The sequence below is a fragment of the Ruegeria sp. CDSB136 genome, assembly GCF_059610965.1.
Map to the genome: position 1 here is coordinate 123,660 of NZ_JBXWOP010000009.1, position 21,669 is coordinate 145,328.

Annotated in this window: 20 protein-coding genes and 1 pseudogene; 12 read left to right on the forward strand and 9 right to left on the reverse strand. The window is 60.4% G+C overall.

The annotated features are described in order from the left end of the window. Position 1: 1 nt before the first annotated feature. From AC2FIR_RS11610 to AC2FIR_RS11630, 5 genes are read left to right on the forward strand one after another with little or no spacing between them, the layout of a single operon-like run. Positions 2 to 1,114, forward strand: coding sequence for a fumarylacetoacetate hydrolase family protein (locus tag AC2FIR_RS11610; RefSeq protein WP_496762383.1), 1,113 nt, complete (start codon positions 2 to 4; stop codon positions 1,112 to 1,114). Positions 1,115 to 1,128: 14 nt separating this feature from the next. Continuing rightward, positions 1,129 to 2,631, forward strand: coding sequence for an aldehyde dehydrogenase (NADP(+)) (locus AC2FIR_RS11615; protein ID WP_496746787.1), 1,503 nt, complete (start codon positions 1,129 to 1,131; stop codon positions 2,629 to 2,631). Positions 2,632 to 2,639: 8 nt separating this feature from the next. Next, positions 2,640 to 3,395 (forward strand): SDR family oxidoreductase, encoded by a 756-nt coding sequence (locus AC2FIR_RS11620; RefSeq protein WP_496746789.1) that lies wholly within the window; start codon positions 2,640 to 2,642, stop codon positions 3,393 to 3,395. A gap of 17 nt (positions 3,396 to 3,412) precedes the next feature. Then, on the forward strand, positions 3,413 to 4,255 hold the full coding sequence (locus tag AC2FIR_RS11625; protein ID WP_170615639.1) for a fumarylacetoacetate hydrolase family protein: 843 nt from the start codon (positions 3,413 to 3,415) through the stop codon (positions 4,253 to 4,255). A 52-nt stretch (positions 4,256 to 4,307) separates the two neighbouring features. Then, on the forward strand, positions 4,308 to 4,652 hold the full coding sequence (locus tag AC2FIR_RS11630) for a DUF8846 family protein (RefSeq protein ID WP_170681859.1): 345 nt from the start codon (positions 4,308 to 4,310) through the stop codon (positions 4,650 to 4,652). On the opposite strand, the gene AC2FIR_RS11635 is transcribed toward AC2FIR_RS11630, so the two are convergent. Continuing rightward, complete coding sequence (locus AC2FIR_RS11635; protein ID WP_496746791.1) at positions 4,649 to 5,707, reverse strand: transporter substrate-binding domain-containing protein; 1,059 nt, start codon at positions 5,705 to 5,707, stop codon at positions 4,649 to 4,651. The genes AC2FIR_RS11630 and AC2FIR_RS11635 overlap by 4 nt on opposite strands. A gap of 208 nt (positions 5,708 to 5,915) precedes the next feature. On the opposite strand from AC2FIR_RS11635, the gene dapE reads away from it, so the two are divergent. The 3 genes from dapE to rnr are packed head-to-tail and all read left to right on the forward strand — an operon-like array spanning position 5,916 to position 9,951. After that, positions 5,916 to 7,055, forward strand: coding sequence for a succinyl-diaminopimelate desuccinylase (gene dapE, locus AC2FIR_RS11640; RefSeq protein WP_496746793.1), 1,140 nt, complete (start codon positions 5,916 to 5,918; stop codon positions 7,053 to 7,055). Between the two features lie 3 nt (positions 7,056 to 7,058). Beyond that, complete coding sequence (locus tag AC2FIR_RS11645) at positions 7,059 to 7,634, forward strand: TIGR04282 family arsenosugar biosynthesis glycosyltransferase (protein ID WP_321250365.1); 576 nt, start codon at positions 7,059 to 7,061, stop codon at positions 7,632 to 7,634. 58 nt (positions 7,635 to 7,692) lie between these two features. Then, a complete protein-coding gene (rnr, locus tag AC2FIR_RS11650) occupies positions 7,693 to 9,951 on the forward strand; it encodes a ribonuclease R (RefSeq protein ID WP_496746794.1) in 2,259 nt (752 codons plus the stop codon). On the opposite strand, the gene AC2FIR_RS11655 is transcribed toward rnr, so the two are convergent. Further along, on the reverse strand, positions 9,942 to 10,328 hold the full coding sequence (locus AC2FIR_RS11655; RefSeq protein WP_170615652.1) for a DUF1801 domain-containing protein: 387 nt from the start codon (positions 10,326 to 10,328) through the stop codon (positions 9,942 to 9,944). The two genes, rnr and AC2FIR_RS11655, sit on opposite strands and share 10 nt — an antisense overlap. After that, entirely contained in the window at positions 10,325 to 11,023 is a 699-nt protein-coding gene (locus AC2FIR_RS11660) for a glutathione S-transferase family protein (protein WP_496762385.1), read from the reverse strand. Before AC2FIR_RS11660 ends, AC2FIR_RS11655 begins: the two co-directional genes overlap by 4 nt. An 83-nt stretch (positions 11,024 to 11,106) precedes the next feature. On the opposite strand from AC2FIR_RS11660, the gene AC2FIR_RS11665 reads away from it, so the two are divergent. The 4 genes and pseudogenes from AC2FIR_RS11665 (at position 11,107) to AC2FIR_RS11680 (ending at position 14,880) form a co-directional block, all read left to right on the forward strand. Further along, positions 11,107 to 11,829 carry a helix-turn-helix transcriptional regulator gene (locus AC2FIR_RS11665; RefSeq protein WP_170615655.1) on the forward strand — a complete coding sequence of 241 codons (723 nt, stop codon included), beginning with the start codon at positions 11,107 to 11,109 and terminating at the stop codon, positions 11,827 to 11,829. Between the two features lie 94 nt (positions 11,830 to 11,923). Then, positions 11,924 to 12,562 (forward strand): annotated as a pseudogene (locus tag AC2FIR_RS11670) (acyl-homoserine-lactone synthase). Positions 12,563 to 12,622: 60 nt separating this feature from the next. After that, positions 12,623 to 14,155 (forward strand): ATP-dependent DNA helicase, encoded by a 1,533-nt coding sequence (locus tag AC2FIR_RS11675; RefSeq protein WP_480914884.1) that lies wholly within the window; start codon positions 12,623 to 12,625, stop codon positions 14,153 to 14,155. Beyond that, complete coding sequence (locus tag AC2FIR_RS11680; RefSeq protein WP_496746796.1) at positions 14,152 to 14,880, forward strand: SDR family oxidoreductase; 729 nt, start codon at positions 14,152 to 14,154, stop codon at positions 14,878 to 14,880. The genes AC2FIR_RS11675 and AC2FIR_RS11680 overlap by 4 nt, the downstream gene beginning before the upstream one ends. A gap of 4 nt (positions 14,881 to 14,884) precedes the next feature. On the opposite strand, the gene AC2FIR_RS11685 is transcribed toward AC2FIR_RS11680, so the two are convergent. The 6 genes from AC2FIR_RS11685 to AC2FIR_RS11710 all read right to left on the reverse strand — a co-directional run bounded on the left by AC2FIR_RS11685 (position 14,885) and on the right by AC2FIR_RS11710 (position 21,595). Then, positions 14,885 to 15,652, reverse strand: coding sequence for a TIGR02186 family protein (locus AC2FIR_RS11685; protein ID WP_170825255.1), 768 nt, complete (start codon positions 15,650 to 15,652; stop codon positions 14,885 to 14,887). Between the two features lie 2 nt (positions 15,653 to 15,654). Next, the gene (locus AC2FIR_RS11690; RefSeq protein ID WP_170615663.1) at positions 15,655 to 16,575 is read right to left on the reverse strand and encodes a sulfite exporter TauE/SafE family protein; all 921 of its coding nucleotides are present in this window, start codon (positions 16,573 to 16,575) and stop codon (positions 15,655 to 15,657) included. Positions 16,576 to 16,913: 338 nt separating this feature from the next. Continuing rightward, a complete protein-coding gene (locus AC2FIR_RS11695) occupies positions 16,914 to 17,882 on the reverse strand; it encodes an ABC transporter permease (protein ID WP_480490855.1) in 969 nt (322 codons plus the stop codon). Continuing rightward, on the reverse strand, positions 17,882 to 18,976 hold the full coding sequence (locus AC2FIR_RS11700) for an ABC transporter permease (protein WP_170615667.1): 1,095 nt from the start codon (positions 18,974 to 18,976) through the stop codon (positions 17,882 to 17,884). The genes AC2FIR_RS11695 and AC2FIR_RS11700 overlap by 1 nt, the downstream gene beginning before the upstream one ends. A 1-nt stretch (position 18,977) precedes the next feature. After that, positions 18,978 to 20,507 carry an ABC transporter ATP-binding protein gene (locus tag AC2FIR_RS11705; RefSeq protein WP_496762388.1) on the reverse strand — a complete coding sequence of 510 codons (1,530 nt, stop codon included), beginning with the start codon at positions 20,505 to 20,507 and terminating at the stop codon, positions 18,978 to 18,980. Positions 20,508 to 20,596: 89 nt separating this feature from the next. Beyond that, entirely contained in the window at positions 20,597 to 21,595 is a 999-nt protein-coding gene (locus AC2FIR_RS11710) for a BMP family lipoprotein (protein ID WP_170615671.1), read from the reverse strand. Positions 21,596 to 21,669: the final 74 nt, after the last annotated feature.

Consider the following 21,669-nt stretch of genomic DNA (forward strand, 5'->3'; position numbering starts at 1 on the left):
AATGAACCTGTCTGAATTTGACCGCGACGGAGTGTGGCTGGGTCGTGTCGAACGGGCCGGCATTGGACCGTGCGTTGTCACCTTGCGCGGCGAAAGCCTGATGGACATCACATCAAGAACCGCGCCCACGGTCCGGGATGTCCTCGAACGCGAAGATGCGGTGGAATATGTCCGCACTGCCAAAGGTGAGGTGCTGGACCCGGTCCGCGATGCCTTTGCCTGGCTTGCCCCTTGTGACCTGCAGGCCGTCAAAGCCTGCGGCGTCACCTTTGCCGGTTCCATGGTCGAACGCGTGATCGAAGAAAAGGCCGGTGGCGACCCGGCCCGTGCCGACAGCATTCGCAACCGGATCGGTGTCCGCATCGGCAAGAAACTGAGCGATATCGTCCCCGGATCGGACGCAGCTGCAAAGGCAAAACAAGCCCTGATCGAAGAAGGTTTGTGGAGCCAGTACCTTGAGGTGGGCATCGGACCCGACGCCGAGGTCTTTTCCAAGGCACAGGTCCTGTCGTCGGTTGGGTACGGGGCCGAGATTGGCCTGCACCCGGTTTCGGAATGGAACAACCCAGAACCCGAAATCGTGCTTGCCGTGAATTCGCAAGGCGTGATCATGGGTGCGACATTGGGCAATGACGTCAATCTGCGCGACATCGAGGGGCGCTCGGCCTTGTTGCTGAGCAAGGCCAAGGACAACAATGCGTCCTGCGCGATCGGTCCGCTGATCCGGCTGTTCGATGACCACTACTCGCTGGACGATGTGCGACAGGCCGAACTGACACTGACTGTAAACGGTCCCGAAGGTTTCAACCTGAATGGAAGCTCCTCCATGTCCCAGATCAGCCGCGATCCTGCAGATCTTGTTTGCCAGACGATCGGGCGGCATCACCAGTATCCGGACGGTCTGATGCTGTTCCTCGGGACCCTGTTCGCCCCGACGCAGGATCGAGAAACACCCGGAGGAGGGTTTACACACAAGCTGGGAGACGTTGTAACCATCGCCAGTGAAAAGCTGGGCACACTGACCAACACAGTGCGTCTGGCGACTGAGTGCCCCGAATGGCGTTTCGGGGCGTCCCATCTGATGCGAAACCTGGCCCGGCGCGGCCTGCTGTAAGAAAGAACCACAATATGCTCACCGGAAAACACCTGATCGCTGGCGAATGGATTGGCGCGGACACTGTCTTTGCGTCGCAGCCTGCAGAAGGCCCCGCCCATGACTTTGCGGCGGGAACGGCATCTCACGTCGACGCCGCCGTCGACGCCGCCGAAGAGGCGTTTGCAACCTACGGCTGGTCCTCGCGCGCCGAACGGGCAGAGCTGTTACGCCGGGTCGCCGACGAAATCGATGCCCGGGGGGATGCAATCACCGAAATTGGCAGCCAGGAAACCGGCCTTCCCGCAGCCCGCCTGCAAGGAGAGCGCGGGCGGACAGTGGGACAGTTGCGCCTGTTCGCCGATTACATCCTTCAGGGTGACTATCTGGACATGCGCCATGACCCAGCTATGCCCGACCGCGCGCCCCTGCCGCGCCCGGACCTGCGGATGATACAGCGCCCTCTGGGTCCGGTTGCCGTATTCGGGGCCTCCAATTTCCCGCTGGCGTTTTCGGTTGCGGGCGGTGACACCGCCGCGGCGCTGGCCGCCGGATGCCCGGTTGTCGTCAAGGGGCACCCGGCACATCCGGGCACTGGCGAGATCGTCGCACAGGCCATCGACGCCGCCGTCAAGGCTTGCGGGGTCCACCCGGGTGTCTTCTCGCTGGTTCAGGGTGACGCACGTGAAGTCGGCGAACGGCTGGTTCAGCACCCATTGATCCGCGCAGTTGGCTTCACCGGCAGCCTGGCCGGGGGGCGGGCGCTGTTCGATCTGTGCGCGCAACGGGACGAGCCTATTCCGTTCTTCGGTGAACTCGGGTCGGTCAACCCGATGTTTATCCTGCCTCAGGCGGCGGCTGCCCGCGCGGCAGATATCGGTGCGGGCTGGGCCGGTTCGCTCACCATGGGCGCGGGTCAGTTCTGCACAAATCCCGGCATCGCCGTGGTGATCGATGGCCCGGATGCGGACGCGCTGGAAGCCGCGACAGCAGATGCGCTGCAGGACGTTGCTGCCCAAACCATGCTGACCGACGGAATCGCGAACGCATACCGGCAAGGGTCAGATCGCGTTGCGGCCTGCAACGGTGTTACCCGGATCCTGGGCGAAAGCTGTGAGACACGCTCGGCCAGACCTTGGCTGTTCAGTGTTTCCGGCAAAGACTGGCAATCGAACCATCGATTGCAGGAAGAGGTGTTTGGCCCGCTCGGCATCATCGTGCGCGTTCAGGATATCAGCGAAATGCGCGATATCGCCCGTACAATCGAAGGCCAGTTGACCTGCACCGTTCACATGGATGCGGGCGACGCGCAGGATGCTGGTTCGCTCCTGCCTCTGCTGGAGCGCAAGGCCGGGCGTATTCTGGCCAACGGGTTCCCCACCGGGGTCGAAGTTTGCGACGCGATGGTGCACGGGGGGCCCTACCCGGCCTCGACCAACTTCGGTGCAACTTCTGTGGGAACGCTTTCGATCCGGCGCTTCCTGCGTCCCGTTTGCTATCAGAATATCCCGGCCGAATTGCTGCCGGAACAGGGATGAGGTCCGGTATGCCGAACGAAGGAACACCAGCGCGACTGGCCGGGAAAACCGCTCTGGTCACGGCGGCAGGCCAAGGCATCGGCCGAGCGTCAGTCGAACTTTTTGCCGCCGAAGGGGCGCAGGTCATTGCATGCGACATCAACTCTGATGCGTTGGCCTCGCTTGATGGAACAGCGGGCGTGACGACGCTGCAACTGGATGTGACGGATGCCAGTGCTGTGCAGGCCGCTGTCCCGGACTTGCCGGCACTGGACGTGCTGTTCAATTGCGCGGGCTATGTTGCAAACGGGTCCATTCTGGAATGCGAGGAACGCGACTGGGATTTCAGTTTCGACCTGAACGTCAAGGCCATGTATCGGCTGACCCGGCTGATCTTGCCGAACATGTTGGATAACGGCGGCGGCTCGATCATCAATATGTCGTCGGTTGCCTCGTCGATCAAGGGCGTGCCGAACCGCTTTGCCTATTGCGCCTCGAAGGCGGCAGTCATTGGCCTCACCAAATCGGTCGCGGCGGATTTCGTCACCCAAGGGGTTCGCTGCAACGCGATCTGTCCGGGGACTGTGGACAGCCCCAGCCTGCATGACCGCCTGCGTGAAACCGGCGACTATCAGCAGGCGATGACGGATTTCATCGCGCGCCAGCCCATGGGGCGCATTGGAACCGCCGAAGAGATCGCGGAACTCGCACTCTACCTGGCCAGCGACGCCAGCAAATACACCACCGGACAGCCCTTTGCCATCGATGGCGGCTGGACGATCTGAAGAATGAGGGAAACAGGATGAAACTTCTGCGCTTTGGGCCTGTCGGTCAGGAAAAACCGGGCCTTCTGGATGATACCGGAGTAATTCGGGACCTGTCGGGGGTCGTGGATGACATTGCCGGCGAAACGCTGGGCGATGAGAGCCTGCAAAAACTCCGCGCGCTGGACCCCGCTCAATTGCCGCAAGCCGATGCGAATACCCGGATCGGTGCCTGTGTCGGGCAGGTCGGAAAGTTCATCTGCATTGGCCTGAACTATGCCGACCATGCTGACGAAAGCGGTATGGAGCTGCCGCAGGAGCCAGTCGTCTTTTTCAAGGCAACCTCGGCCATCATGGGGCCGAATGACACCGTGGAGATCCCGCGCGGATCGGTCAAAACCGATTGGGAGGTCGAACTGGGCGTGGTTATCGGCAAAGCCGCAAAATACGTGTCAGAAGCCGAAGCGTTAGACCACGTGGCGGGCTATTGCGTGATCAACGACCTGTCTGAACGCGATTTCCAACTGCATCGCTCGGGCCAGTGGGTCAAGGGCAAGTCGGCGGATACGTTTGGTCCGATTGGCCCGTGGCTGGTGACGCGGGACGAGGTTTCGGACCCGCAAAACATGGCAATGTTTCTTGAGGTGAACGGGCATCGTTATCAGGACGGATCGACCCGGACGATGCATTTCGCCGTTGCGACAGTAGTTTCGTACCTTTCCCAGTTCATGTCCCTGCAGCCGGGCGATGTGATCGCCACCGGAACACCGCCGGGTGTCGGGATGGGTCAGACACCGCAGACCTATCTGAAGCCCGGTGACAAAATCGAACTGGGTATCGAAGGTCTGGGCGTGCAGAAACAGAACGTCGTTGCTGGCTGATCCGGGCAACCGTGAACTTGACCATGTCCGGGTGCGGCGCTAAGGCCCGGATATGGACAAGCAAAAGAAACCCTCTCGCCAGCAGGTCTATACGCTGCTGGTTCAGATCGGACGGAAAGAAGGTGACGGTCTGCCCGAGGGCGCGACCGGTGCCGCACTGATGTGTTTTGCCAGCGGCGTGGACGAGGCGGAAGCGGTACGGGAAACCGTGGCGATTCTGAAACAGGCCGATACCGCTCCGCTGGATGTTACCGGCTATGGCACACTGGCCGAGCGTGAGGCGCAGGGCCATGACATCGATTCCGACGAACGTGCTCTGATGCAACGGGCGCTGGATGAAAACGCGGTCATCGTCGCGCAGATGACGCCGTTTTTCGGGGATCCGGAACAGTCCTAGTTCCGCGCCCCGAACCATTTACGGTAGATTTCGGAATACGTGCCGTCTTCACGCAGGGACAGCAGCGCCTGGTTGACTTCCTCGACCAAAGGCGAGCCGGTCGGAAAGGCGATCCCATAGGTTTCGCGCAGGAAAATTCCGCCTGTCACCGAGGCGATTTTCCGGCCTTCATGCGCAGCGTAATAGGACAGGATCGGTGCATCGAAGACGACCGCGTCCAATTCCTCTTTCTCGAAGGATGTCAGCATCTCTTCCAGTCCGGGATAGCCGGTAAATTCAATTTCGCGACGGTTCAGAAAGTTGGCCGCGGTCGAGCCCGAGATCGTGCCCACCTGCTTGCCATAGAGGTCGTTGACCGAGTTTACGCTGCCGGTGATCGCGTCCACTGTCATGACCGATGTAATCCGGGCCGTGAAAACGGACACGATGAACAGCGAAGAAACAACCAGAATGACCCCCAACAAACGGCCAAAAGGCGTCCGGGGCATGCGTTCTTCGAAGCCGCCATTGACCACGAGATTCAACGCCCACCAGAAAGACGGGAACCATGCCTCGTTCAGCTTGCGGTCAAAATAGGGTTGCGCACGTCGTTCGAAACTCCACATCAGCATCCCGCCGCCCAGCAGGATCGCAAAAGCCAGCCCGATCGCTATGAACAGTTCGCGCGACAACAGCGCCTGCAGCAGGGATGGCCGGCGCATTGCTTCGGACGGAACCATGATCTGCAAACCGGATTCGAAAATCGGCTGGCTGAAATCCATACTCGTTTCGCGTGACGCGGTGATCGAGATATTGGCGATCGCAAGATCGGCTGTCCCGTCCTGCACCGAATTCAGCATGTCCCCAAAGGCATCAAGCCGGTTGACCGAATACTCCCAACCCAGCGCGCTGGACAGGGCTTCCAGCAAGTCCATGGAAAAACCGCTCTGGTCCCCGTCCTCGACATAGGAAAACGGGGGGCGAGTTACGGTCGAGACCGTAAGCGATTGCGCCTGGCTTTGCTGTGCAAGAACGGCGAAAGTCTGGCAGACCACTGCGAAGAATAGGCGTTTCATCGACAAGATACCTGTTTCGCGGCCCTCTAGCTTAGTTTTGGACCGGGCGGCAAGGTGATCGCGGGGTAAAGCGCCATGTTTTCCGGACGTCTCAACCAGACATGCGTGGACAAAACAGGTGGAAAATTTGCGCCCTGGGGTTGGCAATCGGGCCAATTCGTTGAATCTGTGCACGAACCTGCCCAGCAATACAGACAAGAGGCCCGCGATGACAGACCCGGTACAATTGACGGCAGACCTGATCCGTTGCCCATCGGTCACACCCGAGGAAGGCGGCGCGCTGGTTCTGTTGCAGAAAGTCCTGTCGGACGCGGGCTTTGAATGCACCCGCGCGGATCGCGGCGGGATCAGCAATCTGTTTGCGCGCTGGGGCAGCAAGGGTCATGCGCGCAGCTTCGGCTTCAACGGGCATACCGACGTCGTTCCTGTAGGTGATGAGGCAGCATGGACCATGCCGCCCTTTGGGGCCGAAATACGCGACGGGATCATGTATGGCCGGGGCGCCACGGACATGAAGTCGGGCGTCGCTGCGTTTGCAGCCGCAGCCATTGATTTCGTACGGGACACTCCGCCGGACGGAGCCATCATCCTGACCATCACCGGGGATGAGGAAGCCGATGCGCTGGACGGCACAACCGCATTGCTGGATTACATGGACGCTGCGGACGAACGTATGTCGGTCTGTCTGGTTGGCGAACCCACCTGCCCGAACCGCATGGGTGATATGATCAAGATCGGGCGGCGCGGCTCGATGACCGCATGGTTCACTGTCAGTGGGGTCCAGGGCCATTCGGCCTATCCTCATCGCGCGAAGAACCCGGTGCCCGCCATCGCCCGGCTGATGGATCGGCTGGCCAGCCACGAGCTGGATCAGGGCTCGGACCATTTCGATGCATCGACCCTTGCGGTCGTCACAATCGATACCGGCAATCCGGCCACGAACGTGATTCCTGCGCAATGTCGTGGGGCAGTGAACATCCGCTTCAACGACTTTCATTCCGGGCAAAACCTGAGTGACTGGCTGCACGCCGAAGCGGACCGGGTTGCCGAAGAGTTTGGCGTCACAATCGATACCCGCATCAAAATCTCCGGCGAAAGCTTTCTGACGCCGCCGGGCCCCCTGTCGGATCTGGTTTCGCGCGCGATCGAAGCCGAAACCGGAATCGCTCCCGAGCTGTCCACAACCGGCGGCACATCGGATGCGCGCTTCGTCAAGAACCATTGCCCGGTGGTCGAATTCGGGCTTGTCGGGCGCACCATGCATCAGGTCGACGAATGCGTCGAAGTCGCGCAAATCGAACAGCTCAAGGCGATTTATACCCGCATTCTCGGGGATTACTTCGCCTGATCCATGCAACGCACTTTGATTATCATGATCAAGGAACCACGCCCGGGTCGGGTCAAGACGCGACTGGGTCGGGATATCGGCATGGTTGGTGCAGCGTGGTGGTTTCGGCATCAGGCAAGGGCTCTGATCCGGCGGCTGCGCGATCCTCGGTGGCAGATCATGCTGGCGGTTTCACCCGATCGGGAGGGTCTGGCCAGCCGGATCTGGCCCGCCGATTTGCCGCGTGTCGCGCAAGGGCAAGGCGATCTGGGTGTCCGCATGACCCGGATGTTACGCAGCGCTCCGGACGGGCCCGTCTGCCTGATCGGTGCCGACATACCGGGCATTACCCGAAACCACATCGCAAGCGCCTTTCGCGCCCTGGGGGCGACGCAAATGGTATTTGGACCTGCGACAGATGGCGGGTACTGGCTGGTTGGTGCGCAAGGCGTAGCGGCGCTGCCACCCGGATTGTTCAATAACGTGCGCTGGTCGACGGAACACGCGCTGGCGGACACACTCGCCTCGATCCCCGATCGCAGCTTCGTGCTGCTGGATTATCTGAACGACGTGGATACCGTCGCAGATCTGCAAACCTGATCCACACGACTGCTTTTTTGGTCATGACGCGGTCGCATCCCCGTGCTAGGCCGAATTCATGACTCGCATCCCCACCAAGCAGGAGGTCCTGGACTGGATCTCGGCGAACCCCACCTTGACCTCGAAACGCGATATCGCCAAGGCCTTTGGCATCAAGGGCGCGGACCGAATTGACCTCAAGCGTATCCTCAAGGAGCTAGAGGCCGAAGGGCATCTGGAAAAGCGAAAGCGCAGCTATCGCGACCCCGACCGTCTGCCTCCCGTCAGTGTGTTGCAGGTGAAGGCGCCGAACGCTGATGGCGATCTGTTTGCCCGTCCGCTGGAATGGCATGGCGAAGGCGTTGAACCCATTGTCCTGATCATTGCCCGCGCCAGCGATCCGGCGCTGGGCGAAGGGGACCGCATCCTGGCCCGCCTGACGGTGGTGCATGAGGAAGACCACAATTACGAGGCGCGGCTGATCCGCCGTATCGGAACCAACCCGCGCAAAATCGTCGGCATCTTCCGCAAAGGGGCCGAGGGCGGGCGGATCGTTCCCATCGACAAGACCGGCCAGACCGAATGGCTGGTTCAGGATGGCGCGGTGCTGGGCGCCAAAGACGGCGAACTGGTCGAGGCCGAGCAGGCCGGGCCAAAAAACCGCATGGGCCTGCCCCGTGCGCGGATCGTGGAACGGCTGGGTGATCCGTCTGCGCCCAAGGCCGTGTCGCTGATCGCCATCCATCAGCACGGCATCCCGGACGATTTTCCGGACAAGGTGATTGACGAGGCTGACAAGGCCAAACCCGTTGGCCTGAAAGGGCGCGAAGACCTGCGGGACATGCCGTTGCTGACCATCGACCCGTCGGACGCACGGGACCATGACGACGCCTGCTATGCGCATGCCGACGACGATCCCAAGAACCCTGGCGGCCATGTCATCTGGGTCGCGATTGCAGACGTGGCAGCTTATGTGCAGCCAGGTACGGCATTGGATCGCGAGGCACGCAAACGCGGCAATTCCAGTTACTTCCCCGACCGTGTGGTGCCGATGCTGCCGGATCGTTTGTCGGGTGATCTGTGTTCGCTGCACGAAGGCGTCCCGCGCGCCTGTATCGCCGTTCGAATGCAGATCGACGCGGATGGCAACAAGATCGGCCACCGCTTCGTTCGGGCCCTGATGCGCTCTGCTGCTTCGCTGAATTACACCGAAGTGCAGGAGGCTATTGACGGTAATCCCAATGACCGTACCGGACCCCTGTTGGAACCGGTTCTGAAACCGCTCTATGCTGCGTATACCGCGCTGAAAAAGGCGCGCTCGGTACGGCAACCACTGGAACTTGACCTGCCCGAACGCAAGATTGTCCTCAGCGACACCGGCGAGGTGCTGAGCGTGGCCTTCCGCGAACGTCTGGACGCACACAGACTGATCGAAGAGTTCATGATCCTCGCCAATGTCGCGGCAGCTGAGACGCTGATCGCCAAGCGCCAGCCGCTATTGTTCCGGGTGCATGAAGAACCTGCCCCCGAAAAGCTGGAAAGCCTGCGCGAAACGGCTCAGGCCGCGGGCCTCAACCTGGCCAAGGGACAAGTGTTGCAGACACGCCACCTGAACGCGCTGCTAAACGCCGCTGCCGGAACCGAGGATGCGGAGCTGATCAACCTCACCACCCTCAGGTCGATGGCGCAGGCGTATTACAACCCCGAGAATTTCGGCCACTTCGGTTTGGCGTTGCGGAACTATGCGCATTTCACTTCGCCCATCCGTCGCTATTCCGACCTGATCGTGCATCGCGGGCTGATCTCGGCCCATGGCTGGGGCAAGGATGGGTTGACCGAGGATGACATCGATCGCCTGGAAGAGACCGCGACCCACATCTCGGACACCGAACGTCGTTCGATGATGGCGGAACGGGACACAACCGACCGCTATCTTGCCGCCTATCTCAGCGAGCGGGTGGGCAATGAGTTCACCGGTCGCATTAGCGGCATCGCCCGGTTCGGTGCCTTCGTGAAGATGGATGAAACCGGCGCGGACGGGCTGGTGCCGGTGCGCTCACTGGGTCGGGAGTTCTTCCATTTCGACCGCGAGGCCGGAACCCTGATGGGGTCGGACACCGGCCTGATCATCGCCATAGGTCAGCGTGTCACTGTTCGTCTGACTGAAGCGACGCCTGTGACCGGCGGGCTGGAGCTGGAGTTGTTGTCGATTGACGATCAGGCCTTGCCGCGCGGACGGGGGCCGGCAAAGCGGGCAACCCGGCGCAAGGCGGTCAGTACCAAGCGCAAGAAGGACAAGATCAAGCGCAAGGTCGAACGCAAACGCCGTCAGAGGTGATAAGTCAGCGCCCGCGCGATCAGCCAACCGTGACGGGTTTCGTCGATCTGGTCAATGTCATCGAACAACACGGCCCGATTGCCATCGATCCGGTCTTCACCGGGAAAGGCCGAGGTGAAATCGCCCATCAACCGGCTCTGGCAATGCACGAACAGGGCGAAGCTGGCGGACTTGTGGCTACCAAGCCGGACCGTTGATCCCTTGGGCGCCAGGTAGGCAGGCTGGCCCCAGCGCAACGCCTCAGCCAACGGCTGCGCGGCTTCCAGATCGCTTGCGGTCTCAAAGACCAGCTCTCGCAGGATCAGGGCACCCTTTCGAGTGCCCTGGGGCAGTTCCTCGAAAGCCTGTGCCACTGCCGGGTTCTCAAAAGGTCTCATACCAATGGGATCGCCTGTTCCATGCGGTCAATATAGCTATTCAGCAGTTTATCCTGTTTGATCCGCCGCGTCAGCGGAGTGTCCGACGGTGTCGCCCGCATCGCCGCGAGAATTGGACCAACACTCATATCCGCCGATGTCGGGTGTTCCGCCAGCAGGAACGGAGATTGCCAAAGAAATGCGGCGATGGATTCCAGATCCCGCTCGATTCGTTCCATCCGTTCAGCAACCGAAAATCGGCCAACCCCCTGCGCCTGCAATCCTTTCAGAACGGATTTTCGGATGGCATTGGAAACCGGCTTTCGGATCAAAGCCGGTACAGAGGTAAAGAACGTGTTTCGCAGGATCGGCCAGACCTCGTCATTGCCCCAGCGGTCCAGAACGATCTGAAAATACAAGTGCTCTTCAGCCATTCGCACCAAAGCACGCGATTGCGCCTTTTGAATGTCGCTCAGGCCCCGGTCGAATTCGGCGCCCTGCGCCTCCAGCCAGTCCCGGATCAGGTCACTGTCCGGCACCAACCGGTCGGGTGTGCGCAACACCGGAAGCTTGTGGTGCGGAATCTTTCGGGGATCCAACAGATCCGACCGCTGCCACGACTGGCCGGAGTGCTGGAGCATGAGAGCCGTTTTCACGCAAAAGGGGCTGGCGCTGTATTGGCCAAAGGCGGATGGGAAGGTCAGAAGGGTCAGCATCAAAATCGCTCCTAAGTGGGATGGTAGATGCATAACTCCGACTGATGACAGAAACTGACATCAGGTTTAGGCTAAGTTGCATCATGACCCGAACCACCCGACTGTTCCAACTGATGCAGGCCCTGCGCTCGGGCCCGTCTCCCAGAACGTCCTCACAACTGGCGCAGGATCTTGGTGTCTCGGCCCGCACGGTTCACCGCGACATAGACACATTGCGCGGCCTTGGCGCAGTCATCGACGGAGAGGCCGGATTTGGGTTCACCCTGATCGAAGACGCGACCCTGCCCCCGCTCGGTTTTACCGATGATGAACTTGAAGCCCTTGTTCTTGGCCTGCGCGAAGTGCAGCAGATCGGGGACCCTGCCCTGTCCGACGCAGCCAGCGCGGCGCTGCGCAAATTGCAGGGCCGCCTGCCACAGCGCCAGTCCCACAGGCTAAGTCATGCGGTGCTGACAGCAACACGTTTTGACCGCCCGGCCACGCCCACGATTCATGTCCCTGATCTGCGGCAGGCCACGTGGGATGAACGCACGGTCGAGTTCGCCTATACCGATGCAAAAGGCGATGCCACCACGCGGCGCGTCAATCCGCTCAGCATCGTCTATATGGATCGGGCCAGCATTCTGCTGAGCTGGTGCCACCTGCGCCGGGATTTCCGGTTTTTCCGTCTGGACCGGATGCAGGACATGACGATTTCGGATGAAAGCTTTCGCCCCAATCGCGTTCCCTTGCTGCGGAAAGCACTGGCCCGAATCCGAGAAGATCGCGAGGCGCATAGCCGGGAAAACCAGAACGGCGAGTCCTAACAGCCACTTAAGCAACGCGCGGTCACCAAACGGGAAATTAACCACGGATTTGTACCCCATTCGTTCCTGCACAGGACGACGAGGGGAGCAAGTCATGTTGCGTTATGTATATGCTGACGAACTGCATAAATTTCCAAAACTTGCCAAGGGGATGTTTCTGGACCGCGCCGATCAGTTCAAGACCCGGCTGGGGTGGGATGTTGATGTCGACGAAAACGGCGAAGAACGGGATCGGTATGACGATCTGAACCCGCTTTATGTCATCTGGGAAGAACCCGATGGCAGCCATGGCGGTTCGATGCGGATACTGCCGACAACCGGCCCGGTCATGGTAAACGATGTCTTTGGTCATCTGACGGGCGGCAGTCCTATCCGCAGCCCGCTGATCTGGTAGGTTACGCGGTTCTGCCTGTCGCGCAATGCCAGCCCGCACACGGCAGGTGCCATAATGCTGAGCGGTGGCGAAGTGATGGAAGGATTTGGCCTGACCCATATTGCCGGTGTCTTCGACGCAAGGATGATCCGGATCTACCGTCTGATAGGGTCTTCGCCGGTGGTGCTGGGGTCGCAGGGCAAGGGCCGGGATCAGATCTCGGTCGGGCTCTGGCCCTATTCAGCCGAGGACTGCAGCCGGGTGGCTGAACGGGCGGGGGTTTCCCGAGACCTGTCCCGGCTGTGGTTTCGTGCAGCGTTCGGGGGCAGTGCGCAACATCGGTTCGCGCTTTCGGCCTGAATTCAGGAAAAGCGGACTCCGCGTCTGGTGATGACTGACGCGGCCCTGTAGGGTCGCGCCATGTCCTTGCCTCTTGTCACCTTTTCCGATGATCAGGCCGCCGCCTATGACAGCATTTCCGAGATGCTGAAATCGGCGGGCGTCGACCTTGACGATGACGCGCTGCTCAGGCCGCCCGGAGGTGGAAAGACAGAAACGATGGCCGTGATCGGCAAGGCCGGGTCAGGCAAAACCTTGCTGTTGGCTGAATTGTTCAAGGCGCTGGCCGAAACCGGTGTTCAGATCGTGTCCGGCGATTTTGAAAGCCGTAAGTCAAAGGACAAGCGCAGCCTTGCCATTCTGGCCCCGACCAACAAGGCGGCCAGCGTTCTGCGCCTGCGCGGGGTTCCCGCAACAACCATCCACCGCATCCTTTACACGCCTGTATACGACCCGGAATATGAGCGTATTGCCGAATGGCTCGCAGGCAATGACGAACGCCCTGAAATCGAGGGGCTGACGGATGAGGCGCTGGATCGGGCAGCGGCATTCTATGCCAACAACAAATCCATCCCCGGGGCGCTAGCCGCTGCCGGGCTCCGGGGTTCGGATTTCATTACCGGGTGGAAACGCCGGGACGAACCGCTCGATATCGGGTTTGTGGACGAAGCCTCGATGCTGGATGACCGGCAGTTCGAGGACCTGAAAGAGATTTTTCCAACCTTGCTGCTGTTCGGAGATCCGGCCCAGCTTGCGCCTGTGAACCAGTCCGGCAGCATGGTATTCGAAGCTCTGCCCGAGCCTCGGAAGCTGACACTGCACCGGGTCCACCGGCAGGATGCGGATAACCCGATTCTGGATCTTGCCCATGCCTTGGCGGACCCGGCAATGGGGTTCGAGGATTTCGAAAGGCTGGTCGAGCAGACCGCCCGGCAGGATGACCGCGTCGTCTGGGGGCAGCGGGTCGAGGTTGACCTGATGGCGCGCAGCCCGGTTCTGGTCTGGCGCAACGCCACGCGCATTCGCCTGATCAACGCCTTCCGGCATGTTCACGGCGCCCCCGACACCGAGTTGCTGGAGGGTGAACCCCTGATCTGCGACGGTCTGGAACTGCCGCTGAAACACCGCAAGAAGCGGCTGGATCTGGAAGCGCGCGGCCTGATCAAGGGCGCACAGGTCATCTATCTGGGCCCCGGGCGCAAACCAGGTTTTTCGCGTCTGCATGTGATGGGGGCTGAAGACCCGCAGGTCAGCGCCGCCTCAATCGTTAAGATCGAGAAACCGGACGAGGAAGAGCCGTTTATCCCCTATGCCGCCCGCATGGGGGCGACTTTCCTGCATGGTGCTGCCGTGACGATTCACAAGGCGCAGGGATCGCAATGGGACACGGTGCAGGTTTTTGCGCCAGATATCTACGCTGCCGCCAGAATGGGTCGTACCGAGGCGGGACAACCCCTGTGGAAACGCCTAGCTTATGTGGCCATAACCCGCGCGCAGGAACGGCTGATCTGGGTCGTGCGCAACCGCCTGTCCAAGCCAACTCATCCACTGCGCGTTGATGACCTGCGCACAGCGCCCGTGGCTTCTCTGGTTCTGGAGGCTGAAGACACATGAAGACCATCATCGTAACCGGCGCAAGTTCTGGTATCGGCCGGGCAACCGCCGAGTTGTTTCTGGAAGAAGGCTGGCGCGCCGGCCTTCTGGCGCGCAGTGCCGATGTTCTGACGGCAATGTCAGAGGCTCACGAAAACGCCGTCCCCTTGGTTGCCGATGTAACGAACCCGGACGCAGTCGCCGCCGCCTTCGATGCTTTCACCAAACAGGCTGGCCGTCTGGACGTGCTGTTCAACAACGCGGGCATCTTCGCGCCTGGCGGAACCATTGACGAGATCGCGCTGGACGACTGGTACAACTCGGTCAACGTGAACCTCAACGGGATGTTCCTGTGTGCCCGGGCGGCCTTTGGCATCATGCGCCATCAGTCGCCGCAAGGCGGGCGTATCATCAACAACGGTTCGATAGCGGCCCATGTCCCGCGTCCCAACTCGGTCCACTACTCGGCGACGAAACACGCGATCACCGGATTGACCCGCAGCCTGTCATTGGACGGGCGGAGCTTTGGAATTGCCTGCGGCCAGATCGACATCGGCAACGCGCGCACGCAAATAGTGCAGGGCCTGGTCGACGCGGCGATGGCAGAAGGCACGACCCCGGACCCGACTATGTCTGTCGAGGATGCGGCACGCTCTGTATTGCATATGGCTTCGCTGCCGCCCGAGGCGAATGTTCAGTTCATGACGGTGATGGCCACCACGATGCCTTACATCGGCCGGGGCTAAAGGTTTACTTCTCGCGCAGCAATCTGAACGCGGTCGAGGCGCCCCACCCGGCCGAGATCGCGATGACAAGCGACATCAGTCCGTACCAGACCGGCTGTTGGCGGGACATGTTGAACAGAAACCGTTCAAGTCCAACCTTGCGCACGTCGATCACCGTCTCGAATTGGGAAACAACCTCTCCGCCGCGTGTCAGCAGAATGCGCGCGACATAGTCGCCCTCGGTCAAGTCTGCAGGCATGTCGATCGAGGTTCTGAACAAGGTCTGCTCATCCACAGCCACGGTGTTTTCTCGGATCGAGTAAAGTCCCTCATGCTCGCGAATTCGAACAACAGCATCCGCAAAGTCCTGCGCGCCGCGAATATGCATCGCGGCACCCACCGACCGGATGGCACGTTCGATCGAAACCCGGTGGCGCAGATCTTCTACGTCCGACAGGATGGAATTCAGCGGTGAACTGGTTGCAACGGCATAAAAGCTGGGTGCCAGATCGACCAACACGCTGTCGGTGTTCACCCAGATACCCAGCCGCTTTTCTTTTCTTCGCACCGTTACGGGGCTGGATGGCCCGGCAACCGCAACAATCACTTCCAGCGGAGGGCCCGGCGGGATCGGCGCTTCGCGCTTGACCGCCCCGAAAATCAGAATTTCGGAACCGTCAAAGTTTGCTGTGATTGCAACCCGGTCCTGGCTGAGGCCAAGAACGACCTGCTCATCCTCTGCATGCGCGGGCAGGCAGATAAGGCACAGAACGGCGATCAGATAACGCATCATGATCAGTGCCCTCCCGCATCGCCCAACGAGTACAACTCGGAGGGTTGAAGCAACAGGTCCAGCGCAAGTTTTCCACATACGGCAAGCACCAGGGCCGCCAGCAGAACACGCAACTGCTCGGCCGGCATGCGCGATCCGATGACCGTGCCGATCTGCGCCCCGATAACTCCACCAACCAGAAGAAGCACCGCCAGGACCACATCAACAGTGTAGTTCGTGGTGGCATGCAGCATTGTTGTAAACGCCGTCACGAAAATGATCTGAAACAGCGATGTTCCCACAACGACCTTGGTCGGCATGCCCAGCAGGTAGATCATCGCAGGCACCATGATGAACCCGCCGCCCACGCCCATGATGGCGGACAGCACGCCGACGCACAGCCCGACCAACGCTGGTGGAATGACCGAAATATACAGGCCCGAAGTCCGAAAGCGCATCTTGAGCGGCATGGCGTGAACCCAGCCGCGCTGACGTCGCTTGGGGGGCGAACCTCCGGCCTTTTTTGACTTGCGCAGCGCGTTGAGGCTTTCGATGAACATCAGGCTACCGACGACACCCAGAAACACGACGTAACACAGGGTAACCAGCAAATCGACCTGACCCAGGCTTTTGAGGTAGTTGAACACCACAACGCCCAGCGCCGCGCCGATCAGACCTCCGGTCAGCAACACGGTGCCCATTCGAAAGTCCACGGTCCTTCGCCGGAAATGCGCCAACACGCCAGAGAACGACGACGCCACGATCTGGTTGGCCTCGGTCGCAACTGCCACAGCGGGAGGGATGCCGATGAAGAACAGCAGCGGGGTCATAAGGAACCCGCCGCCAACTCCGAACATGCCGGAAAGAATGCCCACCATTCCGCCCAGACCCAACAGCAGAAAGGCGTTCACGGATACTTCGGCGATTGGAAGGTAAATCTGCATGATGTTCTCTAAACGGGCTGGGTGTGTTCGTGTAATGTGACAAAGCCCGTCTTATTGCAATGGGTCTGGCCGCAAGTGCGACGCACCGGCACGGTCTTGGCAGTGTTCTGGGCGAACAATCTCTGTTTATGACCCACCAGCGGCAAAGACAGACCGACCCGCACAACAATCCCGGAGCCAGAGTCCGAGGAATCGGAAAGCGAAAAAAGCCTGTCTGCAGACCGGGTTATGAAAGGGGGCGTTTGCATACCCCTTTAGAGCGGGTGCGACATGCAAAATCAACTCTGCATGCCGCTCTGCAGCGAACAGGACTGAGATACTAGTCCGAACTGGACCTATCAGCGTTCCTTCACATAGGGTTCGCCCCCGGCGCGTGGCGGCACGGCCTTGCCCACGAACCCGGCAAGGATCACCACGGTCAGGATATAGGGCAACGCGTCCATGACTTGCACCGGTATGACAACCCCACCCAGATCGATGTTCTGGAATCGCAGGGCGATGGCCTGAAGCAGACCGAACAGAAGGCAGGCCCCCATCGCGTGCCAGGGTCTCCATTTCGCAAAGATCAGGGCCGCCAGCGCGATAAAGCCACGCCCGGCTGTCATGTCCTTGACGAACCCGGCCTGAAGCGCGGTGGCCAGATAGGCACCGGCGATCCCGCAAAGCAGGCCGCAGATGGCAACAGCGGCATAGCGAAGCCCCACAACGGAAACACCGGCCGTATCCACCGCGGCAGGATTTTCACCCACGGCGCGCAGTCGCAAGCCAAACCGGGTGCGGAACAGGATCCACCAAGTGGCAGGCACCATCAGAAAGGCGACGTAGACGAGAATCGAATGGCCAGACAGCAACTCGGAATAAATCGGGCCAATGAACGGAACACCGCTTAATGCTTCCGCAAAGGGAAATTCGATCGGTCCAAACCGTCCGCCACCGATCAGTGAAGGTGTTCGACCCCCCTGCTGGAACCAGCTTTGCGCCACAAGAACGGTCATCCCCGCCGCCAGAAAATTGATCGCCACGCCCGAGATCAACTGATTGCCCCGGAATGTGATCGACGCAACGCCGTGCAGGGCGGACAAAACCAAAGATGCGGCAACACCTGCCAACAAGCCCAGCCAGACCGACCCGGTCACGGCTGCCACGGCGGCGGAAAAGAAAGCCGCCATCAGCATCTTGCCTTCTAGTCCGATGTCAAAGACGCCCGCCCGTTCGGAATAGAGCCCGGCCAGACAGGCCAGCAGCAGCGGTGTTGCAAGGCGGATGGTTGAGTCCAGGACCTGGATGATGATCAGGAATGTGTCCATCACTCAGCTCCTTTCCGCATACCCAGGAACAGTTTTTCAAGCGGCATGCGAACCATGTTGTCCAGCGCGCCGGTGAACAGGATCACCAGCGCCTGAATCACCACGATCAGCTCGCGCGGAATACTGGTCCAGAACGCCAACTCGGCCCCGCCCTGGTACAGGAACCCGAAAAGGATCGCCGCAAGAAACACCCCGAACGGATGAGAGCGCCCCATGAGCGCCACCGCGATACCGATGAAACCCGCGCCCTCGGTCGAGTTCAGAACCAGCCGCTCCGCCTCGCCCATGACGTTGTTGATGGCCATAAGGCCAGCCAGCGCGCCCGAGATCAGCATGGCGATGATGGTAATGCGCACGGGTGAGATGCCTGCGTAGACGGCCCCGGTTTCCGAATGACCATAGGCCCGGATTTCATAGCCAAGCCGGGTGCGCCAGATCAGCGCCCAAACCACGAAACAGGCCAGAACCGCGACAAAGAAGGTGATATTGGCCGGGGCACCTTTGAACAGAACGTTTTCGGCCGTCGAGAACATGGACTGGAACGTAGGCAGATGAACGGCTTCGGGGAACCGGGCGGTCGCCGGATCCTGCGCCCCCGGGGGGCGCATCACATTGACCAGAACATAGTTCAGAACCGCCGCTGCGATAAAATTGAACATGATCGTGGTAATCACGATATGGCTGCCGCGCTTGGCCTGCAGATAGGCCGGGATCGCAGCCCATGCCGCACCGAAAACCATTGACGCGGCGCAGGCGGCCAGAAGGGCAATGCTCCAGTGTGGCCAGGGGACATAGAGGCAGACGATGGCAACCCCAAGGCCGCCCAGCATGGCCTGTCCTTCGCCGCCGATGTTGAACATGCGCGCATGAAAGGCGACGGCCACCGCCAGCCCAGTGAACATGAAGTTCGTCGCGTAATACAGGGTGTAACCCCAGCCATAGGTCGACCCAAGCGCGCCGGAAACCATGAGCTTCACAGCCTCGACTGGGTTTTCACCGATGGCCAGGATGACCAGTGCCGAGAGGATTGCGGCCAATATCAGACTGATCAGCGGGATCAGGACGACATCGGCCCATTTGGGCATTTTTTCCATACTACGCGGCCTCTCCCGCCACACCGGCCATCAACAGGCCCAGTTCTTTTTCATCTGTCTCATGGGGCAGACGTTCGCCCATGATATGTCCGTCAAACATCACCGCAATCCGATCGGACAACGAGAAGATCTCTTCCAGCTCGACCGAGACCAGCAGGATTGCCTTGCCCTGATCACGCAGCGCGACGATCTGTTTGTGAATGAACTCGATCGCACCAATGTCCACACCGCGTGTGGGCTGGCCGACCAGCAGCAGGTCGGGGTTGCGCTCGATCTCGCGGGCAACGACGATTTTCTGCTGGTTTCCGCCAGAGAAGCTTTTGGCTGTCAGCCACGGGTTGGGCGGGCGGACGTCGAATTTCTCGATCTTGGCCTCGGTATCGGCCCGCAGGGAAGCGTTGTCCATGAAAATGCCGCGCTTGTAGGCAGGGTCACGGTGATAGCCGAAGGCGACGTTTTCCCAAGCGTGGAAATTCATGATCAGACCTTCGCGCTGCCGGTCTTCGGGGACATGCGCGATGTGCTGATCACGGCGCGCGCGCCCGTCCGAACCCGGTCCGCTCAGCGCCAGCGGGGTGCCGTTCAGCTTGATGGACCCTTGCCCCGGTCGCATCCCGCCCAGAACTTCCAGCAATTCGGACTGACCATTGCCAGCAACACCGGCGATGCCGACGATCTCACCAGCACGGATCGTCAGGTCGATACCTTTGACGCGCTCGACACCCGCCTGATCGCTCACCCGCAGATTCTCGATCTCCAGCACAGGTTTGCCGGGCTGGGCGGGCACTTTATCGACTTGCAGCAGAACCTTCCGGCCAACCATCAGCTCGGCCAGTTCCTCGGGGCTGGTGTCGGCGGTCTTGACCGTCGCAGTCATCTGCCCGCGGCGCATGACCGAGACCGTATCGGTGTTCTCCATGATCTCACGCAGCTTGTGCGTGATCACGATGATGGTCTTCCCCTCGGCCCGCAGACGGTCAAGGATGCGGAACAGCTGATCAGCCTCGGCCGGGGTCAGAACGCCGGTCGGCTCGTCCAGAATCAAAATCTCGGCCTTGCGATACAGGGCTTTCAGGATTTCGACACGCTGTTGCATGCCCACGCCGATCTCGTCGATGCGTTTGTCCGGATCCACGAACAGTTCGTACTCTTCTTCCAGCGCTTTCAGTTCCTTGCGCGCCTTGGACAAAGACGGGGCCAGCAGCCCGCCGTCTTCAGCGCCCAGAACAATGTTCTCCAGAACGGTGAAATTCTCGACCAGTTTGAAGTGCTGGAACACCATCCCGATCCCCGAGGCAATCGCGGCCTGGCTGTCAGGGATTTCGGTCTTTGTCCCGTTGATCCAGATCTCGCCGTTGTCGGCTTTGTAAAACCCGTAGAGGATGCTCATCAGCGTGGATTTGCCCGCACCGTTTTCACCGATGATCCCGTGGATCGTGCCGGGGGCGACGCTGATGGAAATGTCTTTGTTGGCCTGAACCGGCCCAAAGGCTTTGGAAATCCCTTTGAGCTCAATGGCGGGGACGGTCATGTCTTGCCCTCAATTGCCGAAGGGCCGCGTAGTCAAACAGCGGCAGAGTGAGTTGGGACGGGAGATAAAATCCCCCGTCCCATGCGATATCAGAACTGCAGTGCCGGGCAGCTGTCGTTCTCGTAGTAGCTGACAACAGAGATGTCCCCGTCGATGATGCCACGACGTGCAGCTTCTACGGCATCAGCCATCTGGGGGTGTACCAGTTCGCGGTTGTTATCGTCGATTGCGACACCAACTCCGTCTTCGGCCAGACCCATGGCGAATACGCCGGTTTCAAGGTCTTCACCCGCTTTCATCGCTTCATAAACAGCAACGTCCACACGTTTCAGCATCGATGTCAGGACCTTGCCCGGGTGCAGGTGGTTCTGATTGCTGTCCACACCGATCGACAGGATACCTTCGTCTGCCGCAGTTTGCAGAACGCCAACACCGGTGCCGCCGGCAGCCGCATAGATCACATCAGCGCCCTGGCTGATCTGGGCTTTGGTCAGTTCCGAACCCTTTACAGGGTCGTTCCAGGCGGCCGGGGTGGTGCCGGTCATGTTGGCTACCACGTTGATGTCCGGGTTCACAGCCTTGGCGCCCTGTGCATAGCCGCAACCGAAGTGGCGGATCAGCGGAATGTCCATGCCGCCGATAAAGCCGACGGTGCCGGACTTGGACGCCATCGCGGCCATCATGCCGACCAGATACGAGCCTTCATGCTCGGCAAAGCCGATCTGACGGATGTTCGGCGCGTCCAGCCAGGTTACGTCAACCGCGACGAACTTGGTGTCCGGATAGTCGCCTGCAACAGCAGACAGCGGATCGGCCATTGCAAAACCCATGGTGATGATCGGGTTGGCGCCGGCTTCCGCAAAGCGGCGCAGGGCCTGCTCGCGCTGGGCTTCGGACTGAAGCTCGATCTCGCGGTAGGTACCGCCGGTCTGATTGGCCCAACGTGACGCGCCGTTATGGGCCGCTTCGTTGAACGATTTGTCGAACTTGCCACCCAGGTCAAAGATCAGGGCCGGTTCTGCAATTGCGGCACCCGCTGTCATCGCGACTGCGGCTGCGGCACCCATCAAGGATTTCATCAGGGTCATTGGTTACTCCCGTTTTGTTTTTTTGTCGGCTGGAGCCAAGATAGCCCCCTTTACCCACTCAGAGCGAGCATAAC